This is a genomic window from uncultured Tessaracoccus sp. (assembly GCF_947286155.1).
In the GTDB taxonomy this organism is placed as follows: Bacteria; Actinomycetota; Actinomycetes; order Propionibacteriales; family Propionibacteriaceae; genus Arachnia.
On the sequence record NZ_CAMYPD010000039.1, the window covers coordinates 1 to 26,189 of the forward strand.

A 26,189-nucleotide genomic window follows, 5' to 3' on the forward strand; every position below is an offset into this window, starting at 1 on the left:
GCACCGCTTCGGCAATCTGTTCGGCAACTGGCTGGGCAGCGCCGGCCTGTACCTACTGCGTCGCGACGAGCGCATCCACAAGCCGCGCTACTGATTGCCCGAGCCCCAACCGCTCCGTGAAGTCGGCGACCGCGTCGCGATCCGGGCCGGGGGACATCGGCACCGCGAGGGGGAGTGTGGCGACGGTGGTGGTCACCTCGCGCGCCCGCAGCACGTAGTCAGCGGATTCTTGCAAGCCCCGACGCACCGCCGGGCGCATCGTCGTCGACGGGTCTCCCGCCGCCTCAACCATGGCCTCCAGTGTCGGATACTGCTGCACCAGCGCGGCCGCGGTCTTGTCGCCGATGCCCTTCACGCCGGGGAGCCCGTCGGAGGGGTCACCGCGCAACACCGCATAATCGACGTAGCGCGCCGCCGGCACGTTGTGACGGGCCAGTACCTCGTCGGGAGTGATGAGTTCGCTCTTCGCCACCGACGAGCCGACGTACACCACCGACGTCTCCTCATCGACGAGCTGGAAGAGGTCGCGGTCGCCGGTGACGACGAGTGTCGTTTCCTCATGCTGTGCCGCGAGCGAGGCGAGGACGTCGTCGGCTTCGTATCCGCTGGCTCCGACGACGGGCACCCCCGCGGCTTCGAGCACTGCCCGGATCCACGGGATTTGCCGGGCGAGATTCTCGTCGACGAGCTCCCCACCGTCGTCGGCTACCCGGTGAGCCTTGTAGCTCGCGACGAGATCGACCCGCCAGTTGGGCCGCCAGTCGTCGTCCCAAGCGCACACCAGTTGGTCGGGGGAGTAGCGTTCGATGAGACGGGTGAGGAAGTCGCAGGTGCCGCGCACGGCGTTCACTGGATGTCCGTCCGGCGATGTCAACGTTGCAGGTAGCCCGAAGAAAGCGCGGTAGAAGAGATACGACGTATCGCAAGCCATGAGTGCGGTCACGTGCCTAGCATGGCATGTTGCGGGTAGGCTGCGTGCGTGATCGAGCGTCGAGAGCTTCCCACCTGGGCCACCGCGTTGCTGGCAGTGGCTGCCGGGCTGCTCATCGGCGCCGGGCAGGCGCCGCTTGGGGTGTGGCCGGCAACGATGATCGGCCTTGCCCTCCTGACGTGGCTCGTCGCGGGCATGCGCAAGCGCGCCGCGTTCGGCTACGGGTACATAGCGGGCATCGCCATGAACACCCTCACCATTTCCTGGATTGCGGTGTTGGGCGTACCCATCGCCATCGGTTTGATTGCCTACGCATCGCTGTGGATGGGGCTCACTGGCCTGCTCATCTCCTCGCTGATTCGGCTTCCGCTGTGGCCAGCGTGGGTGGCGACGGCGTGGGTCTCGGTGGAATATGTCTCTGGGAACTGGCCATTCGGTGGTTTCGCCTGGACACGCTTGGCGTTCACGCTCGCAGATTCCCCGCTGAGCGGGTTGTTGCCCTACGTGGGCATGGCTGGTGTGACGCTCATCATGGTGTGGCTCTCCCAGCTGCTGTTGGTGCGTCGCTGGTGGCGCACCGCTCCTGTCATACTGCTCGCTATCGTCGTGAGCGGCTGTTTGCTGTTCCTTCCGCCGAGCCAGCCAGAACAGCACGTGACGGTGGCCGTCGTGCAACCGAACGTGAACCGCCACGAGTACGGCGGCCCGTACTACGCCAGGGCTGTGACGAACAACGCGCTGAGCTCCACGGTGATGGCCATGGCGATTGCGCGAACTTCCGATACCGATGTCGACTTCGTGCTGTGGCCGGAGTCTGCCGTCGACATTGATCCGTTGCGCGACGACGAGTCCAGGCGCCGCGTCGACGCGGCGGCAAAGCTCGCTGGGGCTCCGGTGCTCGTCGGGGCTGTGACGCTGCCCGACAACCCTCCAGATGCACGCCAAACCTCAGCCCTGTGGTGGGGGCCAGCGTCTGGCCCGACGGCCATCTACCACAAGCGCAACCTCGTGCCGTTCGGCGAGTGGATCCCATTCCGTGACGTGCTGCTGCCGCTCATTCCGATGTTGGAGATGACGGGCCGGCAGTCAGTTCCCGGCACCGAGCCTGGCGTGCTCGACGCTCCGGTTGCTCGGTACCCGTCGCTCAAGGTAGGCACCATCGTGTGCTTCGAGCTGGCCTACGACGACACCGTCTACGACACCGTGCGAGCCGGCGGGAACGTCATCGTTTCGCAATCGAACGAGAACACCTACGCCAACACGTTCCAAATTCCGCAGCAGCAAGTCATGAACCGCATCCGTGCGAAAGAACTGGGCCGCGAGGTCGTCGTCGGCACCCTGAACTCCATCTCTGGACACGTCACGGCGCGAGGAACGTTCATTGAACCAACGGCGGAGTTCGAAGGCGCTGAGCGTCTGGTGACAGTGCCGCTTCGCTATCGGCTCACGCCGGCGGTCACCGTCGGGCCTCTCCTGTCGAGGATCGCCCTCGTCGCGACGGTGGGAGCACTTGCCTTCCTCTTGGTTCAGCGTTTCCGAGCCCGGGGTAGGCTGGCCGGCACGACGTCGAAAGAGGTGCTTGATGCGTGACGACAACACGGTGGGTCGGATTCTAGTCATCATCCCCACCTACAACGAATCGCAGAATATCGAGTCCGTCACCACACGGTTGCGTAGCGCTGTCCCCGACGCACATGTGCTGATCGCAGATGACAACTCTCCCGACGGCACCGGCAACATCGCCGATCGCCTCGCTGCGAACGATGACCACGTCCACGTGATGCACCGGCAAGGCAAGCAAGGCCTCGGCGCCGCGTACCTCGCGAGCTTTCACTGGGGCCTCGACGAGGGCTACGACGTGCTTGTACAGCATGATGCCGACGGCTCCCACCAACCTGAGGAACTCCCGAGGCTGCTCGACGCCATTGCTGATGGCGCCGACATGGTGAAGGGCTCGCGCTGGGTTCCCGGTGGATCCGTGGTGAATTGGTCCAAGACGAGGGAGTTCATCAGCAAGGGCGGCTCGTTGTGGACGCGGTTGTGGCTCGGCATTCCTGTGAAAGACGCCACCGGCGGGTTCAACGCCTTTCGCGCCAGCACTCTCAGAGGGCTCAACCTCGACGAGGTTGCCTCGGCCGGGTATTGCTTCCAGATCGACATGGTGTGGCGCGCGCTGCAACATGGCTTCAAGGTGGTGGAAGTGCCGATCACATTCGTGGAACGCGAGCTGGGTGATTCCAAGATGAGCCGCAACATCGTGATCGAGGCCCTCATCCGCACCACGCTGTGGGGTATCGACCACCGCATCAATCAGGTGAAGGGGCTGTTCCGTCGTGACTGAACGCGCTCAGCGTCCACCGTCGCCCTGGCTCGTGTTCGCGATTCTGGCCGCTCCTTTCGTGCTCTGGGCCGTCGCTGAAATCGCGGTGCTCATTTGGCTCTCTCGCACAATCGGGTGGTGGACGCTGTTCCTACTCGTCGGCACGTCGCTGGCTGGCGTCGTACTGCTCATGCGCACGGGTAGGCGGTCACTGCACCGTTTCAAGCAACGAGCACTCGCCGACGAGCCGCTCCCAGATGATGACAGCGACACGAGCCACGTCATATTCGGGTCGGTGTTGCTCATCATCCCCGGCTTCATTTCCGACTTGGTCGGTTTGTTGTTCGTGCTGCCGTTCACGAGGCCACTGCTGAAGGCGAGTTTCGATCGTATGCACCGCTGGGCCATGCGTCGCAAGGCTGAGCGACAAGCGGCTGAGAACGGAGTTATTCCGGGCGAGGTTGTCGATGACGCTCCCGAAACGTCACAAGAAAATGACAACGGCCCCCTCGTGATTGAGGGGACCGTGATTGACGACGAGAACGAGCCGAATCAGTAGCTGTCGCCTTCGCGCTTCTTGGTGAGCTGTTCCTTGAAAATATCTTCCAGCTCGGGCATGGAACGGCGTTCGCGAAGCATGTCCCAGTGTGTGCGCACGGGTTTTTCTTCCTTCTCTTCCCCGACAACCCCGTCGGAGCGCACAGCCGGCTGGCCGCACTTCTTGCATTCCCATTCGGTGGGAAGGTCAGCCTCGACGGAGAACGTCACCTCGAAGTGATGCCCGTTAGGGCAGTCAAACCCGAGCGATTGACGCTCTGCGAACTCGATGCCTTGTTCGTCTTCAAAGGTCTTTGAGCCGAGGCCAACGCCTCGGAGTGCATGATCTGCCATGGAACCTCCTCACCATGTTGTAACGAGCTACCGCGCCATTTGGTTCCCGACGGTAGGTAGCTCTTGCTATCGAGTAGACCACATGCCGCGCATGCGTAGGACCGTTTTCAGCAATTCGGGACGATCCGTCATGATTCCGTCGACTCCCCAGGAGATCAGGCGGTGCATGGTGGTGTCGTCGTCGATGGTCCACACGTGGATCTTTTTGCCCGCCTTGTGCACGAGGTCGATGGTTCTCGGCGTGACGATGTCGCGCACCAGTGGGCCGATGCGTTTGCGCATGGGCACCTGATAGACGTCGCCTCGCGTACGCACGACGCCCGCGAGCAGGCCTGCGACGGCGCCAGGCGATGCCGCAGTGGTGACGGTTGGTTGGAGTTTGCGAAACAGATGTAGACGCGCCTGGGAAAATGATGCGACGCATACCCGGGCGTGAGCGTTGTGGCGTGTGATCGCTTTCGACAGCGCGATCGTCGCGCGTTTGTGCTTGATGTCGATGTTGAACTTCGTTTGGGGAAACTCGTCGAGAAGTTCATCGAGCGTGGGAATCTCTTCTCGGCCTCCCACCCGGAGCTGCTTGAGTTCTTTGAGCGTAAGGTCGCTTGGTTTGCCGTGGAAATCCGTCACGCGCGCCAGGTGATCGTCGTGGAAGGCGACGAGGTGTCCATCCGCGGAGACATGGATGTCGGTTTCCATGTACCGGTATCCCAGTGCCGCCGCGTTATGGAACGCTCTGAGTGTGTTCTCGATGCCCAGATTGGCGGGCAGAAACGAACCGCCACGATGCGCGAACGGGATGAACCGAGGGCTCAAGTATTCGCTCGATGTGACAGCCATACCTGCCATTATGCCTCGTGGTCACGAATGGCGCAGTGCTGGCTTCAGCAGGCTTGCGCTGCGCGCAGGGGAGGAGAATCAGTCTTCGACGTCGCCCCAGAATGTGCTGATATCGGCGCCGAGCTTGTTGAGCCGTTGCGGAAGGTCCTCGTAGCCACGATTGATGACGTACACGTCGAGCAGATGCGTCGTGCCCTTCGCGGCCAGCGCCGCGAGCAGCAGACAGACCGCAGGGCGCAAGGCTGGAGGAGTCTGCACCGTGCGTCCGCGCCACTTCGTCGGGCCGATGATGAGCAGACGATGGGCGTCCATGGCCTGAACGTTGGCTCCCAAGTCAGCGAGCTTCTGCAAGTGCACGGCACGGTTGTCGTACACCCAGTCGTAGATCATCGACTGCCCAGTTGCCGTGGCGCAGATGACCGCGAAGAAGGGGAGGTTGTCGATGTTGAGGCCAGGGAACGGCATCGGATGGATTTTGTCCATCGGAGCCTTGAGCTCAGATGGGAACAGGGTGATGTCGACGAGGCGGGTCTTGCCGTTACGGCTCAGGTATTCCTGCGACAGCTCCAGCTGCTGACCCATCTCGTCGAGCACAGCAAGTTCGACGTCGAGAAACTGCACCGGGCAACGGCGCACCGTCATCTCCGACTGGGTGACAATGCCTGCGGTGAGCAAGCTCATTGCTTCGATGGGGTCTTCCGAGATGTCGTACTCCACGTCGACGTTGATGTCCTCGACGCCGGTGATGCGCAGGGAAGTGGTTCCGATGCCCTCAATCTTGACGCCCAGCAACTGCAGGTAGAAGCAGAGATCTTGCACCATGTAGTTGCCCGACGCGTTCCGGATGGTGGTGGTACCGGGGGTTCCCGCCGCCGCCATGATGATGTTCTCGGTGACGGTGTCGCCGCGCTCAATGAGGGTGACGAAGTGCTTGTCAGCGCCGTCCTTGTTGACCGTGGCGTGGTACTGGCCGTCAGTGGCGACCACAGAGAGCCCCAGCTTGCTGAGCCCAGACATGTGGGGGTGCACGGTGCGCGCGCCGAGGTCGCAGCCGCCTGCGTAGGGAAGATCGAAAGAGTCGAACTCGTGCATGAGAGGGCCGAGGAACATCAGGATGGAGCGGGTGCGCTTGGCTGCACGCTGGTCGATGGTCTCGGGCGTGAGACGTTCGGGGCGGCGAATAACAAGGTCGTTGCCGTCGCCAGTCCAGGTGAGATCAACGCCGATGGAGGCGAGTACCTCGCTGATGCGGTCGACCTCTTCAATGCGGGCGATGCCGCGCAGCGTGGTGGTACCGCGGTTGAGAAGCGAAGCGCACAGCAATGCCACGGCAGCATTTTTCGACGAGCGCACCTCGATCTCGCCAGAGAGTTTGGTGTTGCCTTGGATGCGGAAGTTCATGGCACCGCGGGTGGCGGACTGGATGAGCGGCATGTCGAGTGCTTCGGCCAGGCGGTCGATCATGCTGAGCGACAGGTTTTGCTGGCCAGTCTCGATGCGGTGAACGGCACTCTGGGCGGTGCCCACTTCGTCCGCCAGACGTTGCTGGGACCAACCGCGCGAAACGCGGGCGTCGTGGATGAGACGGCCAATAGATTCACTCGTTGCACTGCTCATTTTCCCGATGTTATCTCACAAATGAGATAAACCAAGGAGTCGGGGGAGGTGTCGCACACTTCGCTTCGCGACTAGAGTTGCTGTCATGAGCTCACATTTTGAAACGGTCGTTCTCGGCGCCGGCCCCGGTGGGTACGTCGCCGCCATCCGCGCAGCCCAGCTGGGTCAGAAGGTTGCCATCATCGAGAAGGAATACTGGGGCGGCGTCTGCCTCAACGTCGGCTGCATCCCGACGAAGTCCCTTCTGCGTAACGCTGAGTTGGCGCACATCCTCACCCACGAAAAGGACACCTTCGGTATCGAGGGTGATGTCACGCTCGACTACGGCAAGGCGTTCAAGCGTAGCCGTGGCGTCTCGGAGCGGATGATCAAGGGCATCCACTTCCTCATGAAGAAGAACAAGATCCAAGAGATCCACGGCTGGGGCACGTTCGTCGACGCTAAGACGATCTCCGTCACCGACGACGAGGGCAAGACGCAGGAAATCACCTTCGACAACTGCATCATTGCCGCTGGCGCGACGACGAAGATGCTGCCCGGCACGCAGACGTCGGAGAACGTCGTCACCTACAAGGAGCAGATCCTCGCCGACGAGGTGCCCTCCTCCATCATCATCGGCGGCTCCGGCGCCATCGGCACAGAATTCGCGTACGTGCTCAGCCAGTATGGCTGCGACGTCACCATCGTCGAGTTCCTCGACCGCATCGTCCCCACCGAAGACAAGGAAATCTCGGCGGAGCTGGCGAAGGCGTACAAGAAGCTGGGCATCAAGCTCATGACGTCGACGAAGGTGGAGCAGATCGAAGACACCGGCTCGGGCGTACGCGTCACCGTGAGCCCGGCCAAGGGTGGAGACCAGCAGGTGCTCGAAGCCGACCGCTTCCTCTCCGCCATCGGCTTCGCCCCGCGCACCGAGGGCTACGGCCTCGAGAACACTGGCGTCGAGCTCACCGAGCGTGGCGCTATCGCCATCGACGACTACATGCGCACCAACGTCTCCGGCATCTACGCCATCGGCGACTGCACGGGCAAGATCATGCTCGCGCACACCGCTGAGGCGCAGGGCGTGGTCGCAGCCGAGACCATCTCGGGCGCCGAAACGTTCCCCGTGAACTACGACATGATTCCGCGCGCCACCTACTGCCAGCCGCAGATCGCATCGTTCGGTTACTCGGAAGAGCAAGCCAAGGAGAAGGGCTACGACGTCAAGGTGTCGAAGTTCCCCTTCGCCGCGAACGGCAAGGCCTGGGGCCTGGGGGAGGGCACCGGCTTCGTGAAGATCATCGCCGATGCCACCTACAACGAAATCCTGGGTGCAGCGATGATCGGCCCCGACGTCACGGAGCTCCTGCCCGAGCTCACGCTGGCGCAGGCCTACGATCTCACCGCCGACGAGATCGGACGCAACATCCACGCGCACCCGACGCTGTCCGAGGCGATGAAGGAAGCCGCCGAGGGTATCGCTGGGCACATGATCAACTTCTGATCGTCACACCATCGACGGTGGCGAGGTCCAGTTCGGGCCTCGCCACCGTCGTATTTCTCGGTGGTGGGTATCGTCACGGCCTAATCGTCCGCGAGCGGTAATCCATGAGAGTCAGTCCAAGAATGCTGCGCGCTTCACGACTCAAGTGCGCCTGATCAGTGAAGCTGTAGCGGACCGCGACGTCGGCCAGCGCTTCGTCTGGATTGTTACGGATCCATTCGGTCGCTTCTTGAAGGCGTCGACGGCGGATCATGGTGTACGGCGACAGGCCCACGTATTTCGTGGTGAGGCGGTTGACGGTCCTGGTTGACACGCCCAGGGCGTCCGCGAGGTCTTGCACCGTCACGATGGTGGAGTCTGCGATGACAAGATCAGCCAAGCGGTTGGCTTCGTGGGCCTCGTCAGTCAGCGAGCCAACATGGCCTGCAAGCCACGTCTCGATCGTGCCGACCACATCAGTGAGGTTGCCGTCTGATGCCCGAACTGTTTCGTGGAGTTCAGGTGCGGCGACAGGAATCGAGTCGTCGCGGCAGGCTGCCGGCTGGTGGGTGAAGGCGGGCACTGCTGCCGGGCGCAGCAGTGCGCCGAGCACCCAGCCCTGCCCAATCAGCACCCGTGTGGAGCGTCGCGTAGTGGGGCCCCAAAAGCGAACTTGCTCCTTTTCGAAAGCGAGGTTGCTCGCGGGAAACGCAAGGACGTCTTGCGAGGATTGTTGTCCCGGAGGGAAATTCCACGTGCTGGTCCACCACCAGGCCACCAAGTCTTGGGCTGCGGGGCCGGGTGGGATCCGGGCGAAATCGAGGGGCAGTTCCGCTGGGAACAGGGCGCCCCGTCCGCTGACATCTGTTGGGGCGATCATGGCAGGAATATACAAGACCCCCCATGACAGCAGTCTCTAGCGTGGAGGTCATGACGACTACATCTTGTACCCCTGCCCATGGTGAATACACCGACAACGGTCGCCCGAAGGGCTTCTCCAGCTTGACGCCGTTCGTTGCACTCAAGGATCCGCGGGCGGCGTTGGCGTTCTACAGGGACGTGTTTGGCGCACGCGTGGTCAATTCCACAGAGGTGGATGGGACGATCATCCACGCCGAGCTCGACTTCGGGTGCGGGCGCCTGCAATTGGGGGCAGCGCAGGAGGCGTATCACCTGCTGGCACTAGACCCGGAGGTTGAAGACGTGGAATTCTCCCTCAGCATCTACGTCCCCAACGTAGACAGCGTCGTCGAGACCGCAATCGCCCGTGGCGCTGTGCTGCGCGAGCCGGTAGAGGGCTTCGTCTCAGGCGACCGATACGGGAGCATCCGCGATCCGTTCGGGATCCGATGGTCGGTGATGACGCGCGTCGAAGATCTCAGCGATGACGAATCAGCTCGCCGTGTCGACGCCTGGGCCGCAGAGATGAGCAATCAGGTCAGCTGACATCCCTTTGGTCGCTCCCCGGAGAGGGGAGCTCGACGGCTTGTTGCGCACTACACAACTACTTGTGCACTTTGAGCAGCTTGCCGGAGGTGTCGTAGTACAGCATCGCATTGCCGTAGTCGTCCCCGACGTAGACGCGGAGCGTCGTCTGGTTCTTCACGCTGCCCCAGGTGAGGTGGGAGACGATCACGTGGGAGGGCGTCTCCTTATCGTAACCAGAATCTTTGGGCGCTTTCCGCAACACGTCCGCCACGACGGCTGGCTTGACCTCAGCCAGTTCAAAGCGCTTTTGGTCCTTGGGACGTGGCTGGATGGGTGAAGCGCCTACGTGCTCGAAACCAGTTGTCTGGTGGTACTGGTAGTCGTCGAACTTGTCCGAGCCGCTGCTGATCGGCATCTGCGCCTTCACGTGCGTGTTGTAGATGGTCAGCTCCGTGATCTCCGACGTGCCTGCCATGGTCTCGATCTCGGCCAGGATAGTGGCGAGATCTTGCTCGTCGTAGGGCTGCAAGACCGCCGGCTCCGTCGGGGATTCCGACGGCTCGGGCGTGGGCTCCGGTGGCGCCTCGTGGTCGCCAGGGGCGGGCTCGACCGATGTGTCGGGGTCTGGCGTCGAGTTGGTGGGCGACGGCGGTACAGCGGGGGTTGAGGGCTCGAAGCCTGGGAACACCACGACAGCGATACCTGGCGCTAGGTCGTAGAGCGCTTCTGCGACCTCGTCGTGCAGCGCGACGAGCGGAATGGCGAGGCCGATTACGAAGGCCAGCACCGCGAGAAGACGGGTGACGATCCATGGCCGTTTGGGGCGCACGACCCGCAGCAGTTCCTCGTGGGTGCAGGGGTCTGGCTCAGCCATCCCGTAGGGATCATCGATCGATGCGGCGAAGGTGCCGGGCCAGGGCTGCGCAGTGCCGGGTGGGGGCATGCGCATCGCAAGATCAGAGACGCGGCTCGTCGAGGGAAGGATTCCTACGAAGTCCAGGTGCTCTGATCGCTCATGGCATTGCACCACGACGTCGACGTCACCCGGGCGGCGCTTTCGGCCTTCGGTGAACTCTCGGACGTGTTGCATGACACGTCCGTTCTCAAGGACGACGGTGTAGGTACAGCGATAGTAGGGGCTGTTGTCGCTGTCGGTTTCGCCTGTCAGCTCCATATTGTCCCGACGCGCGATGCCACCTCGTCCTGCCTTCACCGCAGTGAGCTGACGGCGTTCATGGTGCTGCACGATAAGCATCAGGAGAACGGCCACGAACCCCACCGCGGCCATGACGTACCAGCCGGTGGCCTCGCCCCAGAGCATGCTCGCGAGTCCCATGCCCACACCGGCTCCGCACAGTAGCGCACCGATTGCCATCACCATGGCTTGACCTCCCACGTCTTCAACGTCATGGCTTCAGCATTGACTGGTGTTGATGCTACCGATCACGAGCCGGCTTGGGTAGACGCAAACAAGCGTCGGGGGACGCCCGGGTTAATCCCAGACGTCCCCCGATGTGCAAGGGTCAAACCTCGCGGGTCACATGACCTGATGTTCCCAGGCGGATAGGCCAGCGATAGCACCCGCGCCCTGCGCAACGACGATCTGCTTGTACGGCACGGTCGTGCAGTCGCCCGCGGCGAACACGCCGTCGACGGAGGTCTTGCCACGATCGTCGATGACGATCTCCTTGCGGTCGCTCAGCTCGACGGGGGAGTCCTGCAGCCACTCAGTGTTGGGCAGAAGTCCGATCTGTACGAACACGCCGGAAACCTTGAGCTCCTTGGCCTCGTCCGTGGTGCGGTCGGTGTACTTCAGCGAGGTGACCTGCTTGCCGTCGCCTACAACCTCGGTGGTGGCGGCATTCGTGATGACGTCCACGTTCGGCAGCGAGCGCAGCTTGTCCATGAGGACATCGTCGGCACGGCATTGATCCATGAACTCCAGCACCGTCACGTGTCCGACGACTCCTGCGAGGTCGATGGCAGCCTCGATACCGGAGTTGCCGCCGCCGATGACGGCGATGGGCTTGCCCTTGAACAGGGGACCGTCGCAGTGCGGGCAGAAGGTGACGCCCTTGTTGCGGTACTCCTCTTCGCCGGGAACGCCCATCAGGCGCCAGCGAGCGCCCGTGGCGATAACCACCTGGCGGGCTTTCAGGCTGGCCGAGTCGCCGAACTGGACGGTGTGGAGTCCACCCGCATCCGTGGCCGGGACGAGCGCGGTCGCCGACTGGCTCTTGAACACGTCGATGGGGTAGTCGCGGACGTGCTGTTCGAGTGCGGCTGCGAATTTCGGGCCCTCGGTGTGGGTGACGGAGATGAAGTTCTCGATCGACATCGTGTCGAGCGTCTGCCCGCCAAAGCGCTCGCCGATGATGCCGGTGCGCAGATTCTTACGTGCGGTGTAGATCGCGGCGGCAGCGCCCGCCGGTCCCTGGCCGACGACCAGCACGTCGTAGGGTTCCTGCTCGTTGAGCTTCTCCGCGGCGCGATCGGCGGCGCCATCGTCGAGCTTGGCGACGAAGTCCGCGATGTCCATGCGACCCTGCCCGAATTCTTCGCCGTTGAGGTACACCGTCGGCACCGCGAGGATGTTGCGATCGGTCACCTCGTCCTGGAATAGGGAGCCCTCGACGGCAGTGTGCTTGATGCGCGGGTTCAGCACCGCCATCGTGTTGAGCGCCTGCACGACGGTGGGGCAGTTCTGGCAGGTGAGCGACATGTAGGTGACGAACTCGTAGTCACCGTCGAGTGCCACCACCTGGTCGATGAGGTCTTGCTCTTCCTTGACGGGGTTGCCGCCCACCTGCAGCAATGCGAGCACGAGCGAGCTGAACTCGTGCCCCATGGGCAGGCCTGCGAACGTGACGGCGATGTCCGTGCCGGTGCGGGCGATGGTGAATGACGGCTGCCGCTCGTGGGCGTCATCGTCGCGGCGTGCGGTGACCTTGTCGGACAGCGCAGCGATGTCTTGCATGAGTTGTTCCAGGTTGGCGGACGCGTCGCGATCGTCCATGGAGTAGATCAGCTCAACATCGTTGGTGATGCGCGGCATGAGCGCGCCAAGCTGCTGGGTGAGGTTGTCGTCGAGAAGACGTTCGGCCATGAAAGCTCCTGTGCGTGGAAGTGAGAACTGTGGGGGAGAGAGGTATATGACAACGGCGGACGAGCCATCAGCCCGCCCGCCGTTGGGGTTTCATGTGAGATTCACTCAGATCTTGCCTACGAGATCAATGCCAGGAGTGAGGGTCTGTTCGCCTTCCTCCCACTTGGCGGGGCAGACCTCGCCGGGGTGAGCGGCGACGTACTGCGCAGCCTTCACCTTGCGGAGCAGCTCAGAGGCAGAGCGCCCGATGCCTTCGGCGGTCTGCTCGATGTACTGGATGATGCCCTCCGGGTCGACGAGGAATGTCGCGCGGTCCGCCTGTCCGAGGCCTTCACGCATGTTGTCGAAGTTGTTGGTGATCTCACCGTTGGAGTCGCCCAGCATGTAGTACTTGACCTTGCCGACTTCCTCGGAAGCGGAGGTCCATGCCTTGTGGACGAAGTGGGAGTCGGTGGACACCGAGTACACCTCGACGCCCATCTGCTGCAGCTCTTCGTAGTGGTCAGCGAGGTCGCCGAGCTCCGTCGGGCACACGAAGGTGAAGTCGCCCGGGTAGAAGAAGAAAATGGCCCACTTGCCGAGTACGTCGGCCTTGGTGACTTCGACGAATTCGCCGTCACGGTACGCCTGCGCGGTGAAGTCTTTGATTTCAGTGTTGATCAGCGACATTGTGCTCCTTATTCGTTGCTGAGCAGTAACTATGCCTTGAGCGGAAGATGATTTTCGCTCGCACGGGTTGACATAAATGAGTCTATCGTCTTTGGCCGGCTTCTCAAGCGCGCCCGATTGTCCGATAAGCAACATTATGTCATTTCGCAACTGGGAGGGAAGCGCTGCCGCGCCAACCAGGTCCCCTCCCTCAGCGAGGCTGTCATCCTCCCTAGATCTTCGTGCACGTCGGCCTAACGGCGAGTCCAGACAAAATTCCCCAAGCGACCGAATAGCATCGGTGAAAACAGTCCTGACTACAGAAGCCGAGATCATCCATGGCATCCCGAAGCACCAACTCGTCCACGCTCGGCCTGGAGGCATCACTCTGGGACGCCGCAAACCGGCTACGTTCAAACATGGATGCGTCCGAGTACAAGCACGTCGTCCTCGGCCTGCTGTTTCTGAAGTACGTCTCCGACAAGTTCGAGATGCGGCGTGAGCTACTCGAAGCGCAGTACAGCGACCCGAACTCCGACACTTACCTGCCTTCCGATGAGGCGCGGGCCATGATGCTGGAGGATCGCGATTCCTACACTGCCGAGGGCGTGTTCTGGGTGCCGGAAGGCCACCGTTGGGACGACCTTCGCAAGGCTGCCAAGCAGCCTGATATCGGTCGCATCATTGATGACGCGATGGATGCCATTGAGAAAGAAAACGAGGCGCTTCAGGGCATCCTCCCGAAGAACTACAACCGTCGTGAACTCTCCCCCACGGTGCTTGGCGGGCTCATCGACACCTTCTCTCGCAGCGATCTGGCCGCCGAAGAGCGCAAGGACGAGGACCTGCTCGGGCGCGTCTACGAATATATGCTTGGCCGCTACGCTGCGGACGAAGGCAAGAGCGGCGGCGAGTTCTATACCCCGCGCTCCGTCGTCTCCCTCCTTACGGAGATGATCCGCCCCTACCGTGGCCGCATCTACGACCCGTGCTGCGGCTCGGGTGGCATGTTCATTCAGGCCGAGAAGTTCGTGGAAGCCCATTCTGGCCATCGCAACGACCTCGCGGTCTACGGGCAGGAGATGAACCCGACGACGTGGCGCCTCGCCCAGATGAACCTCGCCATCCGAGGCATCGAGGCGAACCTCGGGCCCGTGTGGGGTGACTCCTTCGCGGACGACAAGCACCCGGATCTGAGGGCCGATTTCATCCTCTCTAACCCGCCCTTCAACATCTCCCAGTGGGGTGGCGAACGACTAACTGACGACAAGCGCTGGGTCTACGGCGTCCCACCAAAAGGCAACGCGAACTACGCGTGGATTCAGCACATGCTCCACCACCTCTCCCCCACGGGAACCATGGCGGTGGTTCTCGCGAATGGGTCACTTACCGTCAACACGTCAGGCCAAGGAGACATTCGTCAGCGCATGGTCGAGGACGATGTGGTGGAGTGCATCGTCGCACTGCCATCACAGTTGTTCTACTCAGTGCAGATTCCCGTCTCCGTCTGGTTCCTTACGAAAGACAAGACTGCGAAGAAGGTGAAGAGCGAAGACCCGCAGCGTGACCGTCAAGGCGAAGTGCTTTTCATCGACGCCCGCAACGTGGGCTATATGGAAACCCGGACGCAGCGCAACCTCTCACCCGAAGATGTGGCGAAGATCGCTGACACGTACAACGCGTGGCGCGGTGACCCGAACCTCCAGCCGTACGAGGACGTCCCCGGATTCTGCGCCGCTGTCTCACTGGACGACGTGGCGGAGGCCGGATTCGCCCTCAGCCCGGGCCGCTACGTCGGCGCCGAGGAAGTCGAGGACGACGGCATCCCCGTCGAGGAGAAGATCGCCGCCCTCACCGAGCAGATCCGCGAAGGATTCGCCGCCCGAGCCGAGCTGCAGGCGAAGGTGGACGCGGCGCTCGATGCATTGGCGGTGGAGTGATGGAGACCCCCTCAGGTTTCAATCTCATTCGTTTGGGCGATGTAGCGGAGGTGTTTGACGGGCCACACGCCACTCCTCGGAAGGTGGATTCTGGGCCTTGGTATCTCAATATCGCCTCGCTGACGAATGGCCGTGTTGATCTACGCCAGTCCACTCACATCCACCACGACGACGTTGCCAAATGGACGCGCCGTGTTCAGCCGCAGCAGGGCGATACCCTCTTCTCGTATGAGACTCGTTTGGGTGAGGCCGGTTACTGGGATAGCGCTGCCCCAGCAGTATTGGGCCGAAGAATGGGTTTGCTACGTCCGAAGCCCGGCCGCGTCATTGCTCGGTATCTCACTTACGCATATCTAGGCGAACAGTTTCAAGAGGTCCTGAGAAAAGGCACTCTCTACGGGGTCACGGTTAATCGAATACCGGTAGGGGCGTTGCCCAACTGGCCGATTCTTCTCCCAAGCATTGAGGAGCAGCAGCGCATCGCAGGTGTACTCGGAGCCTTCGATGACCTCATCGAGACGAACCTGAGATTGGCTGTTGACCTCAGAACCGCCATCAGCACTTCCTACGAGCTGGAACGACGTAAAGCAGACACAATCGTCCCGCTGTCTGAAGTAGCTGATCACGGCCCGGGTAAGTATCTGGCGAAGGATGAATATCGATCGGGCGGCGCCTACCCCGTCTTCGGGTCCAATAGCCGAATGGGGACTCACTCAGAGGCGATGTACGAGGGAACCATGACTGTACTTGCGAGGATTGGATCGAACTGCGGCGCCCTCCATCTCCATTCTGGAGGAGCATGGATCAACAACAATGCCTCGATCATCCAATCGCACGATGCTCGTGTGGCGGTCCGATTGCATGAGTCTCTTGAACGAGTCGACATGGACCTACATCGCAGCGGCAGTGGCCAGCCATTCATTCAAACAAAGTCTCTTATGGCGGAGCAGATCCCATGGCCTTCGATCACTCCAAATAGCTGGGACGCTACGGCACAGACCCTGTTGGACGCGGCAGCGGACGCAGAGACCGACGCCATATTCTTGAAGTCGAGACGCGACGAACTCCTCCCCCTGCTTGTGTCTGGCAAAGTCCGCGTGTCCGAGGTGGAAGGGAGCCTGCCGTGAGCGTTGCGGAGTCTGATCTGGAGGATTGGGTGCTGGAGATGCTGGCCGACGAGGGCTGGCAGGTCGCCCAGGGGCCCGACATCGCCCCAGGCACACCGGGAGCGGAGCGCGTCGACTACCGTGAGGTCGTCCTCATCGATCGTCTCCGCAACGCCGTCGGAGAGTTGAACCCCAAGCTGCCTGCTGAGGTTGTCGAGGAGGTAGTGAAGATCGCCTTGCGCCCGGATGCGAAGGTGATCGGGACGGAGAACTGGCGGGCCTATCAACTGCTGATCTTCGGAGTTCCCGTCGAGTATCGCGACGCAGACGGAGTGCTCCGCAACGTTCGTGCTCGGCTCATCGATTGGAGCAATCCTCAGGCGAACGATCTACTGGCGGTCAATCAATTCACTGTGATCGGCACGAGGGAACGGCGCCCTGATGTGGTGCTGTTCGTGAACGGTCTGCCGCTTGGCCTGTTCGAGCTGAAGAAGCCAGGCGAGGAGAACGCTACCGTCACCGGTGCCTACAATCAGGTGCAGACGTACAAGCAGCAGATTCCTGCCCTGTTCACGTGGAATCAGGCAGTGATCGTCTCCGATGGATTCCTCGCTCGCCTTGGCACCGTGACTGCCCCCGAGAATCACTTCCAGGCTTGGAAGACCATTGACGGAGAGCGTCTCGTCCCCCAGTTCAAGCCCGAGATCGAGACCATCGTTCAGGGCTTCCTCCGCCCCGAGGTCTTCCTGAACTGGGTACGGAACTTCATCGCGTTCAAGGGTGAGGGCGAGAAGGCCATCAAGATCGGCGCGAAGTATCACCAGTACTGGGCGGTCACGAAGGCAATTCGGGAGACGGTCGACGCCATGGAGGGCGATGGCCGCGCAGGGGTCGTCTGGCATACGCAGGGCTCAGGCAAGTCGTTCGAGATGGCGTGGTACGCAGGGCAACTCATGCGGCACCCCGCGATGGAGAACCCCACCATCGTCGTGCTCACCGACCGCAATGACTTGGATGACCAGCTGTTCGAGGAGACGTTCGCAGCCACCAAGCCGGGTGCCCCGTTGCCCGAGTCTCCCGTGCAGGCCGACACCCGGCAAGGCCTGAAGGATCTGCTCCAAGGCCGGGAGTCGGGCGGCATCATCTTCACCACGATCCAGAAGTTCGGGCTCACGAAGGACGAGCGCGAAGCAGGCGAGCAGTTCCCGCTCCTGACAGACCGCGTCAACGTGGTCGTGATGGTGGACGAGGCTCACCGCTCGAACTACGACTTCATTGACGGGTTCGCTCGCCACCTCCGCGATGGTCTCCCCAACGCGACCTACATCGGCTTCACGGGAACGCCCCTCGAAGCCAAGGACAAGTCCACGACCGCCGTGTTCGGCCCCGTAATCGACGCCTACGATCTCACGCAGGCCGTCGAAGACGGCGCCACCGTCAAAGTGTTCTACGAGCCGCGCCTCGCGAAGGTTCGCCTTCCCGAGGATGCCCTCGCCGACATCGACGACGCGTTCACCATGGCCGTCTCTGGTAGTGAGGAAGAGGCCCAGGAACGTCTGAAGTCGAAATGGGCTCGTGTGGAGGCCGTCGTCGGAGCGGACGAGCGGCTTGACGAACTTGCCCGTGACATTGTGAGTCACTGGGAGGCTCGTAAGGCCGTCATGCCACAAGCCAAATGCATGGTGGTCACCATGTCGCGTCGCATCGCCGTCGAACTCCACGACAAGATCAAGGCCCTGCGTCCCGAGTGGTACTCCGAGGACAATGCCAAGGGTCGCATGAAGATCGTCATGAGTGGAGACGCCTCTGACCCGTTGGAGTGGCAGGAACATCTCCGCTCCAAGAAGGCCTCGCGCGAACTGAAGACTCGCGCCTCCAATCCTGACGATGAACTGGACATGCTCATCGTCCGCGACATGTGGTTGACGGGCTACGACTCCCCCGCCACGACGACGATGTACGTCGACAAGCCCATGGCCAATGTGCCACTCATGCAGGCCATCACGCGCGTGAATCGGACATTCAAGGACAAGCCCGCAGGGCTGGTCGTCGACTACATCGGCATCGCGGAAGACCTGAAGGAAGCACTCGGCAACTACACCAAGCGCGACCGCGACAACCAGAACGTCGGAGCTGAGGTCGAGGAGACCGTCGTCCCCGAGATGCGCCAGGAACACGACATCGTGTGCTCCATCCTCCATGGCTTCGACTGGCGTCCCCGGCTGGAGGACAAATCACCCAAGGCGTACATCCACGCGGTCATGGACGGCGTGGAATGGTTGCTCACCCAAGAGCACGCCGAAGACCCTATGGAGGGCGTTGACGAGGAGCAGGGCTCCGAGAAGAAGCCCATGACCATCAAGCAGCGTTTCATCGCGCACAGCAAGCGACTTCAGTCGTGGTTCTCGATGGTGCCAGCCTCAGACGCCGCCACGGCCATTCGCGACGACGTGGGCTACTTCGATGCGGTTCGCGTTGCTATCCGCAAGATCGAGAATGCAGGCCGCGGAGCCGGAGACTCCGACGCTGAGCTTGATACCGCCATCCGGCAGATCGTCTCCGAGAGCATGACTGGCACCGGCATGGTGGACATCTACGCCGAGGCGGGCATCGCCAACCCGGACATCTCCATCATCGACGACGCCTTCGTCGACAAGATCATGAACTCCAAGCGTCCCAACCTCCAGTTGGAGGCCCTGAAGCGACTGCTTTCCACCGAGGTGAAAGCCACCAGCAAGCGCAACGTCGTGAAGGGCAAGGAGTTCTCCGTCATGCTCAATGAGGCGCTCCTGAAATACCAGAACCGAAGCCTGGACACGGCGCAAGTTGTCGCGGAACTGGTGAAGTTAGCACAAGCCCTGAAGGCTGAGCATGAGCGTGGGGAACAGACCGGGCTAACCGAGGACGAACTCGCGTTCTACGACGCGCTCAGGACCAACGAGGCAGCTGTCGAAGCGATGAAGGACGAAACCCTGCGCGCCATCGCTCTTGACCTCACCAAGATCGTCCGCCGCGACGCGAAGACCGACTGGTCCTTGAAGGAGCAGGTGCGAGCCAAGATGCGCTCCACGATCAAGGTTCTGCTGCTGAGGCACGGCTATCCGCCGGACAAAGCCCAGTCGGCCACCGACCTGATCCTGAAGCAGGCAGAGACCATGGGCGAGAACATTGAGGATGAGCGATGAGAATCCTTGGGGAGCAACTCAATCGATCATACTCGCAGGTTTGGCGAAACATGTGCTGCCGAAAATGTCAGTGCGCTCTGCTACCACTATGGGTAGAGATCGGCCGGGGAGTGTCCCCCACGACTAGAAAGGGTTCGGATCATGGCTAAATCCGTCTTTTACTCATTCCACTACGAGCGCGACGTGCTCCGCGTCCAACTCGTTCGCAACATCAACGCCCTCGAAGGCCAGCCCTTGCTCAACGCGCAGGCATGGGAGGAAGTGCGGGAGAAGGGCGACGCCGCTATCAAGGACTGGATCGCGGAGCAGATGGCCTACAAAAAGGCGGTTATTGTGCTCATCGGTCAGCAGACGGCGAACCGCAGGTGGGTCAACTACGAGATCAGCAAGGCATGGGAGGACAAGAAACCCCTACTTGGAGTCCGCATCCATGGCCTTTCCTCCATGGGCACTGTGGATTGCGCTGGGGCCAACCCATTCAGCGCTACCTATGACATCCCAATCTTCGACCCCACCACGCTGACTTGGGACGGTAAGATCGACTCCAATGCGACGTACAGGAAGCTGGTCGACAATTTGGAGTGGTGGTCGTCTCAGGGAAAGGTCAGGTCGTGATTGAGCCTTACGACTGCTCCTTCTGCGAGATCGTCCAGCGGGAGGACCCGCACGCTCGCGAAGTTTACCGAGATGCGCACGTCGTAGGCTTCTTTCCGACCGAGCCCGCCGTGCTCGGCCACACCTTGATCGTCCCAAAGGCGCATGTATCCGACATTTGGTCGCTCTCCGAGAAGTCAGCGGCTCATCTCGCCAGTGCCACAATTCGGCTCGCTGGAGCAATCCGCGAGGCAGTACACCCCGAAGGCCTAAACGTCATCCAATCCAATGGCACGGCAGCGACCCAAAGTGTCTTCCATCTCCACGTGCACCTTGTGCCCCGCTGGGACGCCGATGCGATGGGCTCGATCTGGCCGAAGGAAACCAACTACAGCGAGCGCCAGAAGGACAGTGCCCTTAGTGCCGTTCGCGAGGCATGCCGGAACCTGTGCAGCGATGGGTGAATCCAGTTCGTCACAACGGGACCCTGAGGACACCCGTAAGCACCTCGACTTCATCCAGGCCATCGTCACACGCATGTCCGCCGCGTCGTCTAGGTCCAAGGCATGGCTCCTACCCGTGTCGACTGCCGCCTACGGCTATGCGCTGACGCAGAACGCTGATTCTGTGGCTTGGTTGGGTGTCGGGGCGACTTTGTTGTTCGCTTATCTCGACGCCAATTACCTTCGACAAGAGAAACGCTTCCGCAGCCTCTACAAGATTGTCGCCGAGGGACGGCATGACATTGCTACATTCTCATTGCAACCAGATGACCTGCCCTCAGATGTTCCCACCAAGGACAAGGGCGACTGGCCGGATTGGGCACCGAAGTGGGTCAATCGCGCGTTGCCGGGGCCGAATGTGTGGGCCTCCTGGTCGATCCTGCCGTTCTATGCACCATTGGCCGCCATCGGTATCTTCATCGCTTGCTGGGTTGGGCTGAAGGGATAACGGCTCGGGGCTAACTGTAGTTGGCCTGGATTGGATGGGCCATGTCTCATAGTTCACCGGACAGATCTTGCGCTCATCGAAACTGGCCAACTACCCAGTGGCAGCGTCAACCCTTCATGACACAACACAGCGGTGGGCGGCCACGCTACTTCCCTGCCGGTCGCTGGCCCAGGCTCGTTCTGCCAACAGTCGCTTAATGCACTCTTGCTACGGTGGACGCAGTTCGCTCAGAAAGCTTCGACTGTGACGCATCGCCTAGACAGACCCAAGCGCTCCGGTGCTCGTTGGTGGTTTCTGGCGATCGCTGTGGTCGTGGCGGCGGGTCTGGCGCTGTGGCTCTTGCCCGTTCCGATTCTCCTTGTGAAATCTGTGTTCATCTCCCCGCTCGACGTCAGTTCCGCGCTGTTCGCGGTGGCGTTCGTGTTCGCCGTCATCTTGCTCGTCGCCGGCGCCTGGCGTGCGTTTGCTCGCCGTGCATCTCGGATGATCGCGGTGATCGGTTGTGTGGCAGTGGCTCTTGTCTCGCCCATCGCCGTCCTAGGCCAGTCCATCGATCGCCCCACGCTGACACTGTTGTCAACCGCTGCGACGCCGTGTGATGTCGTCGCGGTCGAACGGCAATACCTCTTTCAAGGCTATGGCACCGTGATGGTGCGCCGTGACACTGAGTGGTTCCTCCACGAAGTCGCCTCCTACTCCTCCGACGACTACCCGTTTCCCGCGAGGAACGCCAGATTTTCGCTCACGCACGCAGGCGGTCATGCCACGTTGTTTTTCGACGTGACGCAACAGCAACAGGGCCAAGTGTGGCCCAACAGCTTCACTTTCACCTGCTGAGATGCACGGCGTCTGTAGCCACGTTCTAGGCTCGAGGTATGTTCACGTTTCGGCCGCTGCGCATAGACGATCTTCCCAATGTCGTCGCATGGCAGCAGTCCCCTGCCGCTGCGCCGTGGTTCCCGAAGCTCACGCTTGCTGAAGCCCACGAACGTTTCGGCCCACGCTTGGATGGCAGGTCCCCCGTTCGGATGATGGTCTTGCATCGCCGAGGCGTCGACGTTGGGTATGCCCAGCTCTATTGCGTCGCCGATCTTCCCCCTGGTGACGTGATTCCTGCCGAGGCTTCCGACGTCGGTGTGGACTTTTGCATCGGCCTGCCCACGCTGATTGGTCAAGGGCTCGGCACGATCTTGATCCAGGAGCTGGTGGAACTCAGTCAGTGGATGTTCCCGACGGCAACGGGCGTGGTTTCATGCCCAGACCATCGCAACCACGCTTCTCGTCGGGTGCTGGAAAAGAACGGGTTCATTCCGACCCTGTGGTTCGACTCCCCCGCAGCTGACGGCGTCGAGACACTGGTGATGCATCGACGAGAGTTCCAGGAACTGCGGTGACGCTAGCCCATTGGCTATCGTGAGGCTGTGACCAGCGCGCCTGAACAGCCCATGCCTGACGATGCCCTTGAGGAAGATCTCAATGCCGAGCTGAACTTCGATCAGCAACGATTTGCTGCTCGCCCGGCCAGGCTTCGCCCCAGGGCTAGCCGCAAGGCTAAGCAATCCGAGCACGTGCCCCCGCCGCCGTTTGAGGCCGACGGACGCAACCGTGCCTATGTGGAATGGCTGGAAGACCAATCGATGCTGGCCGACGCCTCCAGGCTGTCCCGCCAGCTCGCCGGCAATCACCTCATGTGGGCCAACGCGTTCGCCTCGCCGGATCCGCGCGCAGCCGCCGAGCAAGCGTCGGTGTGGTACACGGCCTATCCGCTGAGTCTGATCGGTGCTCGCAGACAGTCATTCTTGGGCGTGCTCGGCGACGAGGCGCTGTGGGAGGCATTCTCAACCATCGGTATCGACGCCGTCCACACCGGGCCGGTCAAGCTCGCCGGAGGCATCTCGGGATGGGACCACACCCCCAGCGTCGACGGCCACTTCGACCGCATCTCGATGGGCATCGACTCGCTGTTCGGCACGGAGGAAGAGTTCCGCGCCATGTGCGAGAACGCAGCATCGCACGACGGCACCGTGATCGACGACATCGTGCCTGGTCACACTGGCAAGGGCGCCGACTTCCGACTCGCAGAACTGAACTACGGCGACTACCCCGGCATCTACCACATGGTGGACATCCCCGAGGAAGCCTGGCACCTCCTGCCGGACGTGCCCGAGGGTAAGGATTCGGTCAACCTCGACCCAGCCAGCGAACGCGCCCTCGCGGATGCCGGGTACATCATCGGCGAGCTGCAGCGCGTCATCTTCTACGAGCCGGGCGTCAAAGAAACGAACTGGTCCGTCACCCGCCCCATCCACGACTGCGACGGCATCGAACGTCGCTGGGTGTACCTCCACTACTTCAAGGACGGTCAGCCGTCGATCAACTGGCTCGACCCGACGTTCGCCGGCATGCGCCTTGTCATGGGCGACGCCCTGCATTCCCTCCTCGACCTCGGCTCTGGCGGGCTACGCCTGGACGCGAACGGTTTCCTGGGAGTAGAAAAGTCGATCGACCTCTCCCCCGCCTGGTCGGAAGGGCATCCGCTTTCGCAGGCTGCGAACCAGCTCATCGGTTCGATGGTGCGCAAGGTTGGCGGATTCACGTTCCAAGAGCTCAATCTCTCCATCGACGATATTGCAGCGACGGGCGCCGTCGGCCCCGATTTGAGCTACGACTTCATCACCCGCCCCGCCTACGAGTTCGCTCTGGCTACGCAAGATACCGAGTTCCTCCGCCTCACACTCCGTGAAGCCATGCGACTCGGCATCGATCAAGCATCGCTCGTACACGCGCTCCAAAACCACGACGAGCTCACCTACGAGCTGGTGCACTTCACGGCCCGCCACCGCGACGACGAGTACGATTTCGGCGGGGAAACGCACACCGGTCTGGAGCTGGCCGACCACGTGCGCGCCACCATGCGCGAGAAGCTCACCGGCGACGCCGCGCCGTACAACCGGGTGTTCACTACCAACGGCATCGCATGCACCACGGCCTCGGTGATCACAGCGAGCCTCGGGATTCGTGACCTTGACGCCATCGAGGATGCCGACGTCGAGCGCATCCAGGCCGCGCACCTCCTCCTCGCTGCCTACAACGCCTGGCAGCCCGGCGTGTTCGCGCTGTCGGGCTGGGACCTCGTCGGCGCGCTCCCCGTCGACATCGACGACGTCAAGCAGCTCGTCAAAGACGGCGACACGCGTTGGATCGAACGAGGCGCCTACGATCTCATGGACCTGGCGCCAGACGCTGTGAAGTCGTCGTCGGGTATGCCGCGCGCCCGCGCGCTCTATGGCTCACTCCCCCAGCAGCTGGACGATCCGCAGTCGTTCGCGAGCAAGCTGTCGAAGATCCTCCAGGTTCGCAAGCGATTCGCGCTCGCAACAGCCTCGCTCGTCGACGTGCCCGAGGTGCCGCACAAGGCACTCTTGGCGCTCGTCAACCGTCTCAGCGACGGCCACACGCAGATCACCCTGCTCAACTTCTCGGAAGAGAAACTCTCTGGCTACATCCGTAGCGACGAGATCCCCGCCGGCCGCGTCGTCGACCTCTCCACCAGACGCCGTATCGCCGAGGTGGACGACTTGGGCGGCTTCTCAGCCACCGTGCAGCCTTTCGGCGCCGTCGCGCTCATCGTACGAGAACAGACCCCGAAGGAGCAGTAAGCCGCTCCGCCGGATCTACTCAGCTGGCGCGCATCGAGCTGGCGCGAATGCGCCACTCGGGTTCGAGCAGCATGCGCGCATTGCCCGCAGCATTGCCGGTGATACGCCCTTGGAGCACCTCTCCCGCCCACTGCCCCAAGTGCTCGGCTGGCTGGTCGACCACGGTCACCGGCGGATCCACCATCACATTCCAACGGTCGTCATCAACGCCGACGAGAGCGACGTCGGTGCCAATCTTGCGGCCCGCACCCCGAAGCGCGCGGTAGGACTCAGCAGAGAGCGTGTTCGTGACGGCGAACACGGAGTCAATGCTCGGGTCTGCCATCGCCGACACGAGTTGCTCAGGCGTCGACGCTGATTCAAAGGGCAGGTGCAGCACTCGTGATGGGGGTACGTCGATGCCTCGCTCGTGCATCGCGTCGACGAAACCGCGCACGCGCTCGTTGAGCGGGCTGAGCCGCCCCTCATGCGCCACCACGACGGGGCTATGCCACCCCTGCTCCAGGAAATGCTCAGCAACCATGGTGCCGATGACAGGATTGTCGACGTTGATGCGGTCACCGCTGAAATCAGTGACAAGGCGGTCGACGGAAACCACAGGGATGCCCTGCAACTGCAGCGGATGCAGCGAGGTTTTCGTCGCAGATACTGCCGCGACGAGAACCCCCGCGGCTTGGTGCGAAATGACGGCGTCGATCGCGGAGCGTTCGAGCGCCAAATCCTCGTGCGTGTTGCACAGCATCACGGCGTAGCCGTGCTGGTGAGCCACTTTCTCGAACGACTCCAGGAGCCGGTGAAAGAACGGGTTGCGCACGTCGGGCACGATGGCCGCCCACAGGTCGCCGCGTTGCTTCCGCAGTGCTCTCCCCACCCCGTTGGGGCGATACTGCTGATCGCGCATCTCCCGCTCGACGCGTTCCACGAGCTCGGGAGCGACGCGCGGGTTGCCGTTCAGCACGCGCGACACCGTCGCGACGGACACACCGCAAGCCTCCGCGATATCTTTCATGGTGACCCGGCGGTTCATAGGGCTCTCCCGACGCAGACCACTACTCGCACACTTCCTCAAACGGGTGTTGAATCTTGAACTGCTCCACGTGGTAGGGCCAGCCCATTGCGGTATTCCATTGGGACACCACCAGGTGCAGCTCCTCCATGCTACTGCCCGGAATAATGTACGGGCCGTAGAGCTGGGCCATGTGATCGTCGGTTTCCTTCTCCCACTCCCCTCCGTGGATGAGTGTGACGGCTGTGGCGTCTGCGAGCTTGACCACCTCGTCGGCGCGCAACGCGTCCACGCGGTACTCGCCGGCGTTAAACCAGGTGAGCATCCACTGCGAATCAACCTTGCGCAGGCACATCTCACCCACCTTGCCAGGGATGATGTCGACGGGCGCGTCACTCCCCCACTTACCGTCGCCTTGATACACCTCGTAGGCATCGGGGTCGAGGATGCGGTCGGCAGGCACACGTGCAGCGATGGCCGGTTTATCTCGTTGGAAGCCGGTGGT

24 protein-coding genes are annotated in these 26,189 nt (G+C 62.0%); 14 read left to right on the forward strand and 10 right to left on the reverse strand.

Annotated features, from left to right (window positions below; all coding sequences use genetic code 11):
* Positions 1 to 52 precede the first annotated feature (52 nt).
* On the reverse strand, positions 53 to 943 hold the full coding sequence (locus Q0X68_RS09970) for a 5'-3' exonuclease H3TH domain-containing protein (RefSeq protein ID WP_297751056.1): 891 nt from the start codon (positions 941 to 943) through the stop codon (positions 53 to 55).
* 36 nt (positions 944 to 979) lie between these two features.
* Between Q0X68_RS09970 and lnt the strand changes: the two genes are divergently transcribed.
* Genes lnt through Q0X68_RS09985 form a run of 3 tightly spaced genes read left to right on the forward strand, consistent with a single transcriptional unit; the run spans position 980 to position 3,810 of the window.
* Entirely contained in the window at positions 980 to 2,521 is a 1,542-nt protein-coding gene (gene lnt / locus Q0X68_RS09975; protein ID WP_297751058.1) for an apolipoprotein N-acyltransferase, read from the forward strand.
* The gene (locus Q0X68_RS09980) at positions 2,514 to 3,272 is read left to right on the forward strand and encodes a polyprenol monophosphomannose synthase (protein ID WP_297751061.1); all 759 of its coding nucleotides are present in this window, start codon (positions 2,514 to 2,516) and stop codon (positions 3,270 to 3,272) included. The genes lnt and Q0X68_RS09980 overlap by 8 nt, the downstream gene beginning before the upstream one ends.
* Positions 3,265 to 3,810: an FxsA family protein gene (locus Q0X68_RS09985; RefSeq protein WP_297751064.1), complete on the forward strand. Its 546-nt coding sequence runs from the start codon at positions 3,265 to 3,267 to the stop codon at positions 3,808 to 3,810. The genes Q0X68_RS09980 and Q0X68_RS09985 overlap by 8 nt, the downstream gene beginning before the upstream one ends.
* Here Q0X68_RS09985 and Q0X68_RS09990 read toward each other — a convergent pair.
* The 3 genes from Q0X68_RS09990 to Q0X68_RS10000 form a co-directional block, all read right to left on the reverse strand.
* Positions 3,804 to 4,142: an RNA polymerase-binding protein RbpA gene (locus Q0X68_RS09990; protein ID WP_297751066.1), complete on the reverse strand. Its 339-nt coding sequence runs from the start codon at positions 4,140 to 4,142 to the stop codon at positions 3,804 to 3,806. The genes Q0X68_RS09985 and Q0X68_RS09990 overlap by 7 nt on opposite strands.
* 66 nt (positions 4,143 to 4,208) lie before the next feature.
* Positions 4,209 to 4,979: a glycerophosphodiester phosphodiesterase gene (locus Q0X68_RS09995; RefSeq protein WP_297751069.1), complete on the reverse strand. Its 771-nt coding sequence runs from the start codon at positions 4,977 to 4,979 to the stop codon at positions 4,209 to 4,211.
* A gap of 78 nt (positions 4,980 to 5,057) precedes the next feature.
* Positions 5,058 to 6,596: a UDP-N-acetylglucosamine 1-carboxyvinyltransferase gene (locus tag Q0X68_RS10000; protein WP_297751072.1), complete on the reverse strand. Its 1,539-nt coding sequence runs from the start codon at positions 6,594 to 6,596 to the stop codon at positions 5,058 to 5,060.
* Between the two features lie 85 nt (positions 6,597 to 6,681).
* Here Q0X68_RS10000 and lpdA point away from each other — a divergent pair, with 85 nt between their 5' ends.
* Positions 6,682 to 8,082, forward strand: a complete 1,401-nt coding sequence (gene lpdA / locus Q0X68_RS10005; protein WP_297751075.1) for a dihydrolipoyl dehydrogenase — start codon at positions 6,682 to 6,684, stop codon at positions 8,080 to 8,082.
* A 73-nt stretch (positions 8,083 to 8,155) separates the two neighbouring features.
* On the opposite strand, the gene Q0X68_RS10010 is transcribed toward lpdA, so the two are convergent.
* A complete protein-coding gene (locus Q0X68_RS10010) occupies positions 8,156 to 8,941 on the reverse strand; it encodes a helix-turn-helix domain-containing protein (protein WP_297751080.1) in 786 nt (261 codons plus the stop codon).
* A gap of 50 nt (positions 8,942 to 8,991) precedes the next feature.
* On the opposite strand from Q0X68_RS10010, the gene Q0X68_RS10015 reads away from it, so the two are divergent.
* Positions 8,992 to 9,507, forward strand: coding sequence for a glyoxalase/bleomycin resistance/extradiol dioxygenase family protein (locus Q0X68_RS10015; RefSeq protein ID WP_297751082.1), 516 nt, complete (start codon positions 8,992 to 8,994; stop codon positions 9,505 to 9,507).
* A 58-nt stretch (positions 9,508 to 9,565) separates the two neighbouring features.
* Here Q0X68_RS10015 and Q0X68_RS10020 read toward each other — a convergent pair whose 3' ends face one another.
* The 3 genes from Q0X68_RS10020 to ahpC all read right to left on the reverse strand — a co-directional run bounded on the left by Q0X68_RS10020 (position 9,566) and on the right by ahpC (position 13,264).
* Positions 9,566 to 10,870 (reverse strand): hypothetical protein, encoded by a 1,305-nt coding sequence (locus Q0X68_RS10020; protein ID WP_297751084.1) that lies wholly within the window; start codon positions 10,868 to 10,870, stop codon positions 9,566 to 9,568.
* A 156-nt stretch (positions 10,871 to 11,026) separates the two neighbouring features.
* A complete protein-coding gene (gene ahpF, locus Q0X68_RS10025) occupies positions 11,027 to 12,595 on the reverse strand; it encodes an alkyl hydroperoxide reductase subunit F (protein ID WP_297751087.1) in 1,569 nt (522 codons plus the stop codon).
* 105 nt (positions 12,596 to 12,700) lie between these two features.
* Entirely contained in the window at positions 12,701 to 13,264 is a 564-nt protein-coding gene (gene ahpC / locus Q0X68_RS10030; protein WP_297751090.1) for an alkyl hydroperoxide reductase subunit C, read from the reverse strand.
* A gap of 317 nt (positions 13,265 to 13,581) precedes the next feature.
* On the opposite strand from ahpC, the gene Q0X68_RS10035 reads away from it, so the two are divergent.
* From Q0X68_RS10035 to treS, 9 genes are all read left to right on the forward strand, one after another.
* On the forward strand, positions 13,582 to 15,183 hold the full coding sequence (locus Q0X68_RS10035) for a class I SAM-dependent DNA methyltransferase (RefSeq protein ID WP_297751093.1): 1,602 nt from the start codon (positions 13,582 to 13,584) through the stop codon (positions 15,181 to 15,183).
* Entirely contained in the window at positions 15,183 to 16,310 is a 1,128-nt protein-coding gene (locus Q0X68_RS10040; protein ID WP_297751096.1) for a restriction endonuclease subunit S, read from the forward strand. Before Q0X68_RS10035 ends, Q0X68_RS10040 begins: the two co-directional genes overlap by 1 nt.
* Entirely contained in the window at positions 16,307 to 19,474 is a 3,168-nt protein-coding gene (locus tag Q0X68_RS10045) for a type I restriction endonuclease subunit R (RefSeq protein ID WP_297751099.1), read from the forward strand. Before Q0X68_RS10040 ends, Q0X68_RS10045 begins: the two co-directional genes overlap by 4 nt.
* Positions 19,475 to 19,615: 141 nt before the next feature.
* Complete coding sequence (locus Q0X68_RS10050) at positions 19,616 to 20,089, forward strand: TIR domain-containing protein (RefSeq protein WP_297751103.1); 474 nt, start codon at positions 19,616 to 19,618, stop codon at positions 20,087 to 20,089.
* Positions 20,086 to 20,532, forward strand: coding sequence for an HIT domain-containing protein (locus Q0X68_RS10055; protein WP_297751106.1), 447 nt, complete (start codon positions 20,086 to 20,088; stop codon positions 20,530 to 20,532). The genes Q0X68_RS10050 and Q0X68_RS10055 overlap by 4 nt, the downstream gene beginning before the upstream one ends.
* Before the next feature lie 115 nt (positions 20,533 to 20,647).
* Entirely contained in the window at positions 20,648 to 21,019 is a 372-nt protein-coding gene (locus Q0X68_RS10060; RefSeq protein ID WP_297751108.1) for a hypothetical protein, read from the forward strand.
* Positions 21,020 to 21,262: 243 nt separating this feature from the next.
* The gene (locus Q0X68_RS10065; RefSeq protein ID WP_297751111.1) at positions 21,263 to 21,856 is read left to right on the forward strand and encodes a hypothetical protein; all 594 of its coding nucleotides are present in this window, start codon (positions 21,263 to 21,265) and stop codon (positions 21,854 to 21,856) included.
* Positions 21,857 to 21,894: 38 nt separating this feature from the next.
* Positions 21,895 to 22,413, forward strand: coding sequence for a GNAT family N-acetyltransferase (locus Q0X68_RS10070; protein WP_297751113.1), 519 nt, complete (start codon positions 21,895 to 21,897; stop codon positions 22,411 to 22,413).
* A 27-nt stretch (positions 22,414 to 22,440) separates the two neighbouring features.
* Positions 22,441 to 24,678, forward strand: coding sequence for a maltose alpha-D-glucosyltransferase (gene treS, locus Q0X68_RS10075; protein WP_297751116.1), 2,238 nt, complete (start codon positions 22,441 to 22,443; stop codon positions 24,676 to 24,678).
* Between the two features lie 19 nt (positions 24,679 to 24,697).
* Here treS and Q0X68_RS10080 read toward each other — a convergent pair whose 3' ends face one another.
* Together Q0X68_RS10080 and Q0X68_RS10085 are read right to left on the reverse strand one after the other, a co-directional pair.
* On the reverse strand, positions 24,698 to 25,705 hold the full coding sequence (locus Q0X68_RS10080; protein WP_297751118.1) for a LacI family DNA-binding transcriptional regulator: 1,008 nt from the start codon (positions 25,703 to 25,705) through the stop codon (positions 24,698 to 24,700).
* Between the two features lie 22 nt (positions 25,706 to 25,727).
* The coding region (locus Q0X68_RS10085; RefSeq protein WP_297751121.1) for a DUF4185 domain-containing protein at positions 25,728 to 26,189 on the reverse strand (462 nt) is incomplete at its 5' end.